The sequence below is a fragment of the Pseudomonas sp. LBUM1673 genome (genome assembly GCF_059695645.1).
In genome coordinates, this window is the sequence record NZ_CP166780.1 from 2932539 (window position 1) to 2944894 (window position 12356).

At 57.1% G+C, this 12356-nt stretch carries 11 protein-coding genes; 5 read left to right on the forward strand and 6 right to left on the reverse strand.

Annotated features, from left to right (window positions below; translation table 11 throughout):
• Window positions 1-48: 48 nt before the first annotated feature.
• Window positions 49-489: a carboxymuconolactone decarboxylase family protein gene (locus tag ACA044_RS13525; RefSeq protein ID WP_497446791.1), complete on the forward strand. Its 441-nt coding sequence runs from the start codon at window positions 49-51 to the stop codon at window positions 487-489.
• 278 nt (window positions 490-767) lie between these two features.
• Window positions 768-1748: a LysR family transcriptional regulator gene (locus ACA044_RS13530; RefSeq protein ID WP_497446792.1), complete on the forward strand. Its 981-nt coding sequence runs from the start codon at window positions 768-770 to the stop codon at window positions 1746-1748.
• Between the two features lie 69 nt (window positions 1749-1817).
• Here ACA044_RS13530 and ACA044_RS13535 read toward each other — a convergent pair whose 3' ends face one another.
• Genes ACA044_RS13535 through ACA044_RS13555 form a run of 5 tightly spaced genes read right to left on the reverse strand, consistent with a single transcriptional unit; the run spans window position 1818 to window position 6653 of the window.
• Window positions 1818-2573 (reverse strand): metal-dependent hydrolase, encoded by a 756-nt coding sequence (locus ACA044_RS13535; RefSeq protein WP_497446793.1) that lies wholly within the window; start codon window positions 2571-2573, stop codon window positions 1818-1820.
• A 3-nt stretch (window positions 2574-2576) separates the two neighbouring features.
• The gene (locus ACA044_RS13540) at window positions 2577-3560 is read right to left on the reverse strand and encodes a fatty acid desaturase family protein (protein ID WP_497446794.1); all 984 of its coding nucleotides are present in this window, start codon (window positions 3558-3560) and stop codon (window positions 2577-2579) included.
• 3 nt (window positions 3561-3563) lie between these two features.
• Window positions 3564-4592, reverse strand: coding sequence for a fatty acid desaturase family protein (locus ACA044_RS13545; protein ID WP_497446795.1), 1029 nt, complete (start codon window positions 4590-4592; stop codon window positions 3564-3566).
• Window positions 4585-5922, reverse strand: a complete 1338-nt coding sequence (locus ACA044_RS13550; protein WP_497446796.1) for an MFS transporter — start codon at window positions 5920-5922, stop codon at window positions 4585-4587. Before ACA044_RS13550 ends, ACA044_RS13545 begins: the two co-directional genes overlap by 8 nt.
• Entirely contained in the window at window positions 5859-6653 is a 795-nt protein-coding gene (locus ACA044_RS13555) for a hypothetical protein (RefSeq protein ID WP_497446797.1), read from the reverse strand. The genes ACA044_RS13550 and ACA044_RS13555 overlap by 64 nt, the downstream gene beginning before the upstream one ends.
• A 174-nt stretch (window positions 6654-6827) precedes the next feature.
• Here ACA044_RS13555 and ACA044_RS13560 point away from each other — a divergent pair, with 174 nt between their 5' ends.
• The gene (locus ACA044_RS13560) at window positions 6828-7349 is read left to right on the forward strand and encodes a GNAT family N-acetyltransferase (protein ID WP_497446798.1); all 522 of its coding nucleotides are present in this window, start codon (window positions 6828-6830) and stop codon (window positions 7347-7349) included.
• Window position 7350: 1 nt separating this feature from the next.
• Here ACA044_RS13560 and ACA044_RS13565 read toward each other — a convergent pair whose 3' ends face one another.
• A complete protein-coding gene (locus ACA044_RS13565; RefSeq protein WP_497446799.1) occupies window positions 7351-8043 on the reverse strand; it encodes an aspartate/glutamate racemase family protein in 693 nt (230 codons plus the stop codon).
• A 235-nt stretch (window positions 8044-8278) separates the two neighbouring features.
• Between ACA044_RS13565 and ACA044_RS13570 the strand changes: the two genes are divergently transcribed.
• Together ACA044_RS13570 and ACA044_RS13575 are read left to right on the forward strand one after the other, a co-directional pair.
• The gene (locus ACA044_RS13570; RefSeq protein WP_497446800.1) at window positions 8279-9445 is read left to right on the forward strand and encodes a nucleoside hydrolase; all 1167 of its coding nucleotides are present in this window, start codon (window positions 8279-8281) and stop codon (window positions 9443-9445) included.
• A 260-nt stretch (window positions 9446-9705) separates the two neighbouring features.
• The gene (locus tag ACA044_RS13575) at window positions 9706-12312 is read left to right on the forward strand and encodes an exo-alpha-sialidase (RefSeq protein WP_497446801.1); all 2607 of its coding nucleotides are present in this window, start codon (window positions 9706-9708) and stop codon (window positions 12310-12312) included.
• The last annotated feature ends 44 nt before the right edge of the window (window positions 12313-12356 follow it).

The window sequence follows — 12356 nt, forward strand, 5'->3', positions numbered from 1 at the left end:
GGGCAGCCTCTACCTTGGAGTCACCTATCCGATCCGCGAGGTCGCCCCATGAACTCCCGCCTGGATTACTACAGCGCATCGCCCAACGCGATGAAAGCCATGATCGCCATGGAGGCCTTGACCCGCAATCTGAGCATCGAACAGGCGTTGTTGAACCTGATCAGAATCCGCGCCTCTCAGCTCAATGGCTGCGCCTTCTGCACCGACATGCACTCGGTGGACGCGCGCCGCTTCGGCGAGACTGATCGCCGGCTGTATGCGATCGTGGTCTGGCGCGACAGCCGCTTCTTCAACCCTCGGGAGCGGGCCGCTCTGGCCTGGACCGAAGCGGTCACCTTGCTCTCGGAAAGCCACGTGCCGGATGACGTTTACGCCCTGGCCCGCGAGCAGTTCAGTGAAGGCGAACTGGTCGACCTGACGATGGCCGTCAGCACTATCAATAGCTGGAATCGACTGGCGGTGAGCTTTCGACAAACGCCCGGCGGTTGATTCAAGCGCAAACCCTGTGGGAGCGGGCTTGTGGCGAGGGGGCTTGCCCCCGTTGGGCTGCGAAGCAGCCCCAGAATCTCTGATGTACCAAAGATCTTGTGAGTGCTATGCACTCAAACGGGGGCAAGCCCCCTCGCCACACAAGCCCGCTCCCACAGGTTCCGTACCTTATCTGGCTGATATCAGGCGGCTGATCCGGTTTTTGCCCGGTTGTCACATCAGGTTCATGAACGGTCAGCAGGATGAAACGCTCAAGGAAGATCGACAGGGAGTCATCAATGTCATTCATGGAATCCACCAGGCGTCAGGGTGTGTCCGAGTACCGCTGGCCTGCAGAACAAAGCAAATCCTTGCACACGCTGGCGGCCGGAATCGATCCGGTGCTGGCGCAGTCTTTCAGGGTCAGCGCCCGTTGCGGCTGTTTCATGCAAGCGGCCCGCAGCCTCAACATCAAGTCGACCCAATTGCGTAAACAATTGGCGCAACTTGAAGCACAACTGCAGTGTTCGCTGTTCAACCATTCGGGCAATGGTGTGGCCCTCAGTCGTGACGGGTTGCAGCTTCAGGCGCAATTGATTGCCTTGGCCCATGAACGCGACTTGCCAGTGATCGAACAGCCGTTGATTCGTCTGGCCATCGCCGAGTCGATCTTGCATGACATCCTCGGACGCGACCTGGTGTCGCTGCTGCGACGCAATGCGAGCGTGCGCCTGGACATCATCTCCCTGGACAGCGAATTATCTCTGCAAGCCATCAGTGCCGATGTGGTGGTATGGCTGGCCGGCACCGACTCACCGTTGCCAGGCCCCAGTTTTGCCGTCAGCGAGCCCCAGCGTCTGGCACGGCTGGACTATCTGCCGCATATCGCCAAACGCTATTCGCGGGTCGCGGCGCGGCCGGACAGCTTGGGTGACCTGACCGATTTCATGCTGGTGCAATGGCTGCACGACCGTCAGGTTGGCGCCTTTGGGCCATGGAACAGTCTGGTGGAGCAGCGTCTGGCGGGGGTGGTGCAACTGCATTCCTATGAGCTGATGCTGGAGATGATCCGTTGCAGCGCCTGCATCGGTTTGCTGCCGCACTACATAAGCCAATTCGACCGGGGGCTGGTGGCGTTACCCGGGCTCTTCAACCAACCGATGCAGCGCCAGGTGTGGATGGCGGTCAATGCCGACTCCCAGGATGGGGCCCAGGTGCAGGGGATCGTCGAACTGATCCACAACACCTTCAATGAGCGCCGGGAGTGGTTCGAGCGTTAACGACGATCCCCTGTGGGAGCGGGCTTGCCCGCGAAGGGGCCGAAGAGCCAGGCGCGGTGCCGTCCGAAATCAACTTTTTTTCAGCGGAAGAAAGTAGGCGGCCCATCTGATTGCCATCAACGCCAGGTTGGCACCATCGCGAAACAGCAAGCTGCCCGCAGCACGCCGCACTTCTTTCGAACTGACGCGACCGCGGGCAATGTCGAGGCGGGCAAAACTGTGCATGTGGCGAATGACATCGAATGCCATGAGCCCCGATGCCGCCAGGAAATAGAAAATCCGCTGCCAATAGGAGATGCCCAGCGATCGCACCAGGTCCGTGGTGACGTGCTGGTGCGCCACTTCTTCTGTGCAATGCCATCGCCATAGGCGTGTCTGTGATGACTCCTTGACCGAGAGCAATCCGTTTCTACGCAAGGCGGCGGTGGACATCACGGCCGTCACGTGCTCGAACGCGGCAGCCAATGCCAGTTGTGCATTGGCTGACAATTTCGATTGGAGGGCCTCGAGATCCTTTTCGATCATGTGCTCGAACTTCTTTACTTCAAACCCCTGGGTTTCCAGTTGCTGGTTGTACAGCCTGTGCGCTCGCTGGTGGGCCCGTTCCTCTGCCACGAAGTTGCGCGAATGTTCGGCAAGCGCCGACGTTTGTGGCAATCGCAAAGCGGATGACTCCACCACCGAAATCACGAATTGCTCACCGGCAGGAAGCAGTACCGAACAGGCATCGAACAGGTAGGTCTTGATCGATGTGTCGTTCCAGAATGGCTTGAAGAGGGCGGCCTCGCTGCTATTGTCGGACACAGGCTGCTTTAGGTAATCCATGCATCAATGCCTCACAAATGAACGCGGGGTGCCGGCGGCAGCGATCTCACGGACCAACCCCGAGAAATAGCCACGCGTGATATGCGTCTGCTGCGCATGTGCCTCGTCTTTCGTCAGCGCATCATGCACCTGCCAAAGGCGAAAGCACGGTACGGCAGGATACAGGTGGTGTTCGGCATGAAAGCCGACGCCGTGGGGGGCGATCAATAAGCGTTCCCACCAGGTTGCAAGCACCGTTCGGGATGCTCCGGGACCGGGTTGGGGTATCGCGAAGTGTTCTGCCACATCGCGCCAATACAGCAGGGCCATCAACACGGTAAACAGAGGCAGGAGCCAGTACACCAAGACCGCCAGCCAGAGGTGGAACCAGGTGAGAACCACCGCGAGCAGAACGGCAAAAGTCCATTGCCGATACCGCGTGGAAGGTGGGCATTGTGACGCCATTTTTGACGTCACCAGGGCCGTTTTCAACTCATGGAAGCCGTACAACCCTGCGCAGTGTTTCAGCAACAGGATGGCAATGTTGAACGCAGATTTTGGAAACGTGAATCGGTCCTGTCCCTTGCATGAAGCCCAGTTGGGATCGAGGTCGGTTGCGGTATGCCGATGGTGGGCGGTGTGGTCGCGACGAAACCCGTAAATGGTGATGGTGAACGGGATTGCCGTCAGGAAATCGCCAAGGGTGTCGTTGAGCACGGGGCGAGTCCGGCTGAACTGCCGGTGTGAAAACTCATGCATCAGGATGAGCAATGCATGTTGCCTTGTGCCAATGAACACAATGGCCAACACCGAGGCCCAAATGGTGCCTGCGTACATGGCCAGACCTGCCGCACACAGGATAAACGCCCACTCCAAAACCGTGGCAGCGAGTAACCGCAATGGCGCGGGTTTGCCCCACTCCAATAACTGGGCGCGTTCCACAGTGTGGACGCGGTGTTTGGTCTCGGCAGTCTTTGTGTGCCGTGGTTCGATAGGTGTGTCTGTCATGGCTTACTTCCAGAGTCGGGGACCGAGTCGCATCCAGGTCGCAAAGAAGGTGGGTAGGTCTGTCACGCCGCCTGGCTTGCTTTTGGCCAGAACTATCGATTGAGCGTGCGCATGGAACCAGCGGGTCGCCGGCGCGTCATGGTGAATGCGGTGCAGCGAGCGATGCAGAACGAGCCAGGACAATGGCTTGGGCAGGTATAAATCCGTCGTGATGTCAGAGGGCGCGCGGCGCGAGCCTTGAGCCGAGATCGGTACCCCATAGTGCTCGGCCTGCGTCAGCCAGAAATCCAGCCAGGCAAAAAGGCAGTAGGGGAGCAGGTAGGCGCATACGATTTGTCGAGGCGCCTCATGGATGCCCAAAGCCAGCACCGCGACGAAAACGGCGATAAAGGCATTGTTCCAGTGCCAGCGCCAGCGTGCATGAGCAGGCGTGTAGCGTCGGGAAAAAATATTGATGGAGACCGCAACCCACAGTTGCTCCACGGCGCCAAACAGGCTGATCAAGCGTGTTCGCCATGTCTGTTCGTACAGCAGCCCTTCGGGATCATCGGCCTGGCAGGTTTTGCGATGGTGTTCGAGGTGAAAGCAGCGGTAGCCCACGAAGTTGACGCCAAAAATGGCAGCCGTGATCACACCCACTGCATCGTTCAGGCGCGTGCCAACGAGGAACTGACGATGCACACACTGATGCTTGGCTTCCTGAACGCCAATCATCAGGATCGCCTGGAGCACTATCAACGGCGCAACGGCCAGCCATCCGAACGCCTCGTTCGCAGCAAGCCAGGCGATTGCCGCCGTATTCAAGACGCACAGGGCCATGAACAGATAGCTGGGCAGGTTGGAGCGCGGTGAATGAAAGGCAGCTTGTAGCAGCTGCCGAAGGCTGCGTTCGGCTGCGAAGCAGTCGCAAATCCTGCTTGCACGGTTTGTCTGCAATACCGAAGTGCCTGATTTTTCGACTGCTTCGCAGCCGGACGCAGCCTGGCGACAGCTGCTACAGACACTACCCAATGGCTCTGCTTGCTTAAACATCCGACAGCCTCCTCAGGCCCGAGCCGAAGTAAGAAAACCCCACCGTCATCAATAGCAACACACCGGATGCTACGAACACGGCTTCGATGGATACGAATTGCAAAACCCAGCCTGAAATCGCTGCCGAGATCGGCGCAAGTCCGGCAAATACGAGCATGAACAGACTCATGCCGCGGCCGAGCAATGAAGGCGGTAATGCTCGCTGCAGCCAGGTGTACGCCATGACCTGCAGAAAGCCGCCGAAGATGCCAATGGCGAACAGCAGTGCCATGCCCTGCCAGAGGGCGTATACCCATCCCATCGGCATCAGCAGTAAGGCAATGGCGGCATCCACTGCGAGCAAGGTGGTGCCCAAATTGATAATCCGGAATTTCGGCTGGGCGGTGAACATCAGCATGCCGACCAATGTCCCCGCACCCTGAGCACCGAAGAGCCAGCCCAGGGCTTCTGCCTCGGGCGTGAAGCGCGCGTGGGCCAGTAGCGGCACGGCGATCTGCACCGGTCCACTCATGAACAGCGTCATGGCCGCCATATAGGCCAGATACGTGCGCAGCTGCCGATCCTGAAAGAAATAGCGCAGGCCTTCTGCCGTGGCGGTGGAACCAGAACCAGGGGAAGTCGTTCTGCGGATACGCAGAGTGCTCAGCCCGAGCGCGGACACGGCAAAGGTCAGCGCATTGAGTGCAAACGCGATGGCATAGCCGTCCAGCGCGCCGTTTGCGTCTGACCGCACACCGGAGGGCAAAAACGCGTTGGCGATGAGTGCACCGGCCGCGACCGGGCCTAGCGCCATGGTCACCTGTCTCAGCGCAAGAAAAACGCCGTTGGCCTGCTCCAGATCACGCGGGCTCACGATGCCAGGCACCAGGGCACTGCCGGCCGGCAAAGTGAGTGCGCTGAACAGCCCCAATAACGCGGCGCATCCATAGACCACAGGCAATGTGGCGTGGCCTTGAAAAACCGCCCAGGACAAGCCGCATAGCGCCATTGCGCTCAAACAGCAGCCGAACGTCCATACCGAGCGGGCGCCAAAACGGTCAACCAGCGAGCCGCCCACCAACAGAAACAAGGCCCGCGGCAATGCGAGAGCGGCAAACGCCCAGCCGAGCGCCATCGGGTCTGGCGTTATCGCCATGACCAGCAGGGGAAAGGCGACTAAAGTGAGCTGGTCTCCCATCATGGACGCCGCAGCGCAGGCCAGCAGCCGCCAAAAACGCCTATCGCGACCGAGTGGACGTGCTGCGCTTTCTACTGTCAGAGAGGCGTTCACAAGCACACGAAGAACAGTTTTTTCATGCGCTGCAGCCAAGGCAGCGGAACTCTCTTCCATATAAAGGAAAGGCCGGAGAGTGGCACTTTACCCAGGATCAGCACGCCGACATCCAGCGAACGTTCATGCGGGAAATAGTTGTCGTTGATGGCGACGATCTTGCGAAAGCCTTTTTGGAAGTAATACCGCAGTTGCGGATCCAGCGGCAGGCCCTTGCGTTCAGCTCGCACATACTGCGTGACCGGAATATCAGGATTCTTCGAGGCCCAATGACGAAGGCCCGGGACCGGCGAGCCAAGATAGACGTCTGACCATCCCGCCTTCAGCGCATGGGGCCAAAAGAATTCGAAAATCGCGTTCGCCGCTTTCGGATCAACACTGCTCAGGCTGATGCCAAACAGCACACCGGTTTTTGCGGACTCATCGCCATGCTGCTTTCTCGCACAGTCTTCCCACGTCGGGCATTTGCTTATGATGTCGTGCCGTGTAGGTTTCATGAACAACGACGCCAGCACAGTCCCCGTGCGCGTGCAAAAAGCGCCGATACTCAATGCCGGGAATGAGGCGATCCGTGACGCCATCATTGAGGCATCGGCGCGCTGATCGCCTTCCCATTTCCTTTGCTCAAGTTCAAGCAGCGAGGGAATGTCCGCTGGCGATAGAAATCGAACTTCGATCTCAACGTCATTAGAGGGGCTGTAAACCCCCACTTCATGCCTACCAGCGCAACGAACAGGGACTTTTGCAATCCCGTTTTTTAAGGCGGCTTCCATCTTGGCAACAGGCAACATTACGTATTCGGCTCACAGATTGAAGGGGCGAGAAATCAACCTGCGCTAATGTATTGCGCCTATATGAACGTCTGATGAACGGGCAAAAAACACACACCTCCAATTGTTATCGCCACGCAGAGGGCGTGCGGTTTAGAGTGTTCGGCCACACACCGATCAAAGGCGAACACCGCCATGCCCGACCACGACGCTGCCATTCACCTCGAACGCTTCAACGAATCCCACATCGAGGGCGTCACCGCGCTCTACAACGACCCGGCGATCACCCGTCAAGTGCTGCAAATGCCGTTTCAGTCCACCGAGGTCTGGCGCAAACGCCTGGCGCCGGATAACGAGCGAGTGGTGCAACTGGTGGCGCTGCATCAGGGAGCGATCATCGGCAACATTGGCCTGGAGCAGTTTTCGCGAATCCGCCGCAGCCACGCCGGCAGCCTCGGCATGGGGGTCGCCGTGGCTTGGCAGGGCAAGGGCGTCGGTTCGAAACTGCTGACGGCGGCGCTGGACATCGCCGACAACTGGATGAACCTGCAACGGGTCGAACTCTCGGTGTATGCCGACAACGAAGCGGCGATCGGGCTGTACCAAAAATTCGGTTTCGAGACCGAAGGCCTGTTTCGCGATTACGCCGTGCGTGATGGTCGACTGGTCGATACCCTGAGCATGGCGCGCTTGCGTCGCACGCCCACGGCCGACTGAGTCAGTCGCCCAACGCGAACGCCACCGCCGCCTGCGCATGCAGTTCGGTGGTGTCGAGCAAGGGCAGGGCGCTGTGCTCGGGTTTGATCAGCAGGCCGATTTCGGTGCAGCCAAGGATAATCGCTTGGGCGCCGCGTTCGGTCAGCGATTCGATCACGCGTTGATAGACCTGGCGTGAGGCCTCGCTGATCACTCCGACGCACAACTCGTCATAGATGATCCGGTGTATGGCCTGACGCTCCTCGGCCTCCGGCACCAGTACCGTCAGGCCCTTGGCTGTCAGACGCTCCTTGAGGAAGTCCTGCTCCATGGTGAACGCAGTGCCCAGCAAACCCACGCGCAGCGCACTGACGTCCAGCGCCGCCTGACCGGCCGGGTCGGCAATGTGCAGGAACGGAATATCAATCGCTGCCTGAATCTGCCCGGCCACCTTGTGCATGGTGTTGGTACACAGCACCACGCACTCGGCACCGCCAGCTTCAAGACGCCGCGCGGCATCCACCAGAATCGCCGCCGCATCGTCCCAGCGCCCGGCATGCTGGGCCTGTTCGACAGGGCCGAAGTCGACGCTGTACATCAGCAATTTCGCCGAACGCAATGGCCCGAGGCGATCGCGTACCTGCTGGTTGATGAGGCGGTAATACTCGGCACTGGACTCCCAGCTCATGCCGCCGATAAGGCCGATGGTGCGCATTGGATCTCCTCAGGCTATGGCCTGTGTTGATAGGCCAGGCCTGAAAGGAGTCTCCATTTGTTCGATGGCGGACACCAGTGATAAATCAACTGTAATGCTCATCTTTTGGTGAAGTGTCATGGTGCTTTTTCAGGTAGTCGGTCTATGCACATAATAAATCTATCATGCTGGATCCATAGTATGTCGTTATCAGTAGATAAATGGATTAACCGTCGATATTAAACAGGCATTTACCATGGACGATGCTACTGTTACACCGAACAGGCTGACTTTTCCTATCGTGAACACCGGACGTAACTTCTTCATTAGCCAGGAGGCTGACACTATGTCTGTACAACCCCTCACACACCTGCTCATCGATACCGATGTCGATTTCGACGACTACATGGCCATCTCGTATTTGCTAAAGCATCATGCGGTAAAGGTCGAAGGCATCACAGTGACGGGGGTGGGCGCTGTTCACTTGAGTCACGGTGTTGAAAACATCAGTAACTTCCTCACTCTGTTCGATGACCCGGCGATAGAGCGCATCCCGGTCGCTGCTGGTTTTCAGCGCCCCATGGTGTACAGCAATACCTTTCCCTTTGAAACACGCCAGGCATCGGATCAACATTACGACGCCTCGTTTCCGCGGACAAACCTGAATCCCACGCGAACAGATGCGGTCGCTTTCTTAAGGGAAACATTGAAAAATGCCGATCATAAATTGACCGTATTAATGATCGGCGGTGGCACGACCTGGGGGCATTTGTTCCAGCAAGCTCAAACCGACGACGCATTGCAAGACTTGTTGCGCACCAAAATAGACCGCATCGTTATGATGGGGGGCAATTTGTTGCCGCAATACGCCCAGCCCGGCGCGGCCGGCAATATCATTGACGCCCTGGGCGACACTCCCTACTACGCCAACAAGGTTGCCGAATGGAACATCTTCCTGGATCCGCTTGCAGCCCAATATGTCTTTAATAGCGGGATCCCAGTGCAATTGGTTGCGCTCAACGCATGCAACCAGATCCCCATTACGCGGGATTTCGTGCAACAACTCTCCCGTATTCCCAACCCGATTGCTCAATTTCTCACACAAGTGCTGCATAGCTCGACCATTGCGCCCGGTATCGGCACCTATCTGTATTTTTGGGATCCACTGGCGGCCATCGCGATAACCGACCCTCAGTTTATCCAATTTACCCGCTATGACCTGCAGGTAGAGCAAGAGCTAAACGAAGAACAGGATACGAGCGGGAAGTTGGTGCCGGATAACGCTGGTGCTCCAGTCGACGTTGCCCTGGGGACCGCACCCGGGTTCGTCAGGTCACTTTATCTGTCCACCATTGCAGGGAACTCGGTCCAAGCCACGGCCGAAAACATGGCCAATGCAACGGCAGTAGCGGCAGATGAGTGAATACCCTCTATTCTTGTCGTGAGTGACGTCATCGGCCTTTGCCGATGACGTCACAATTCTAAGGGAGCTTGCCTATCGCAACGCAGTCAATGATTTCCAGATCACACGCTATCCCATGAGTTACAACGGAGGGGAATACAAACCTATTGAACCCGGACATCTCGCTGCGAATGCAGATCGCGCTTCAGCAATGGAACAACTACGCCTGTCAGGGCGCACTCACGGCCTGTAGTAGCAACTAACTCAAAGGAATGAAATATATGAACGTTAAAGCGATACTTAGTCGTCTGATGCTGTGCATATGTGGTTTGTTGGCGGTCTCATCAGCTTATGCGGAGAGCGTGATCATCGCGACGCCGCAACAAGGTGTGGGGATCGAAGTCGATGTCTTTGACAGTCCAGATGCCTCAAGCGGTAAGCCTTCTTCGACGAGCATGGTGCCATTCCGCCCCACAGGGTTATATACACCCGTGGTGCAGTCGTTCAAGGGCAGAATTTATATGTTCTGGTCCAACGGTTATGATAAAAGTATCTATTTTACCACTTCAGTGGAGGGGAGAAACTGGGCCGCCCCTCAAACCATCAGAGTGGATAGCATCTTAAATAACGTCTCAGTGACTGTATTTAAGCAAAAGCTGGTACTGACCTTTGCCGATTCCCAGAGTCGCTTAAATACCATCAGCTCCGAAGACGGCTTCACTTGGTCCAAGGTTAACCCTATCAATACCACCCATACGGCCGTCAATAACAAACCTGTCGTGTATAACGGGCAACTATTTGTCTTATATAGCGAAAATGCAGGTAAAGCTGTTTACTATGTCACCTCGAATGATGGCCTTCGGTGGAGCCAGGAAAATTTAGCGTTCCAGGAAAACACCGACAAAATTCTGACGATGGTGCCCGTCGTCTATAACGGTAATTTATGGGTCTATTATTCTTTTAATAATAACGTCAGGTTCGCACGCACTTACGACCGGGCCGGCCGCTGGGGCGCGAAGCAAGAGCTGGTGGGCAAGAATTTCACGGGGCTCCTGAATAGTGCAACGATGATCGGTGAGCGCGTGTTTATCAGCACTTCGTCTGGCAGCTCCAATACTTTTTATTCAAACGATGGGCTGAACTGGAATCCGTATTTCTCCAAGAGTTTCTCTGGGTATTTTACCTACCCGTCAGGATTGGGCGTTTCCTATGCCATTACCGCAAGCGACTTAACCGCAGACAACCCGCAACTGCCTACGGATCTGGCTTCGGGCCTTAGCCATACCGACTATGCAACCTTCGCCTGGCGGAGCTTTATCGCACTGAACAATACGGCCAACACTCCGTTGCCAGCTAACCGCGGCGTCGGCAATCCCGGCAGCAGCTTTGCCGATTCGGGCAAGGCGTCCAGCCCCCTGGCGTCTTCCAGCCCCTTGTTGTGGCAAACCTTCGCCCACCGCACCGAGTTGTTTCCAGGGGATAAGAAACAGCAAAACCCCGTAGGCGGCCCTACGCGTCCGTTTGCTTCTGACCCGCAATACAGCTATATCAAGTTCCCCAACGGTGCGCCTTTGGCGTCAGGCGCCACCTATGCTCATTACAACAATCTGGACGAGGCGACCCAAATAGGACAAAACGCTATCTTTTTCCCGGTCAACCCTCCGCAAGCGGCAATGACAGGGGCCAACTATGCCCCTTCAAAAGACAGCCAGATCCTGTTTGAGGCCAAGGCGAATCCCGTCGTCTACGAGTATGCGAAAAGCCTGAGCAGCAAACCGGATCATATCGTTCTGCCCGACGGCGCGGTGGAGGTCAAGGCGGCATGGCGCAAGCTGGCAGACATTCCGCAATCGCAGCGCGCGCGCTACCATACGGCGACGGTGGTGACCTATCAGGGCAACGATGATGCGCCGGTGGCGCACAATGAAGACTACGCCCTGGTAGCCTTGCATATCATCCATAAGACGCCCAACTACCCGACCTTCATATTCGCCACTTTCGAGCAGCAGGATTCCCTGACATTGCCCGACAGCACCAAGCCGACTGGCCTCTACTATATCGCCAACTACAACAAAATTACCTACCCGGCCAACTACGACAAGATTGCCTACCCCCCATCGGAGAAACCACCGGTCGCTACCTTCTCTGACGGCAACACAATCCATAAGGTTACCCTGCCCAAGAGCGATTTCGTAGGTTCGAACCTTAATCCGCCCGTCTACTCCGGCAGTAACGGAATCCATGAGGGGCAGGCCGGCCCGATCCGCGTTGTGCAACCGCCAACCATCTATTCCGAAGTCACTGCGGTCAACAACCAGGTGCAGCAGCTAATGAACGGCAGCAGCGAATTCAACAATTCGGTCTGGAAGTACTACCGGCTTAAAGGGGTGCAGGCCATCCCGTCGAGCACTGAAACCGACCCGGATTATTACCTGGCCAATGTCATGGTCGAAAGCAGCCAGCCGGGGATTCAGTTGTTTCGCGGGACCAACTCATTCCCCATTCCGAAAGACCACATCCTGACCAATACGCGCACCAAAAATAACATCATGGTGCCGGATTTTGATCACAGCATTCCAGACCAAAGCCAAACCATGGGCGGCTGCATGGGGTGTCATGGCATCGCCCAGTCCGTACTGAAACAAGGTTTCAGTTTCCTGTTTGATGCGATCAATCCCCCTGGCTACACCGGCCCCGCTGGCTCCACCAGCGACACCGGCCCTTCCGGCCGCACCGGCTTTGCAAACCCGGAGACCGTAGGTTATCCGGATGCCGGCACCATGCAGAAACGGGCCCTGAAATACGCCCTCAACCCTGAGAACAAAGTCGCCGTTGAGAAGACGGGCGCGCAGCAGCCAAACACCTCGAACGATAAAGGGGAATATTAAAACGGCCAATGGCGTGAGTAAGCCTCCGGGCAACAAATGCCCGG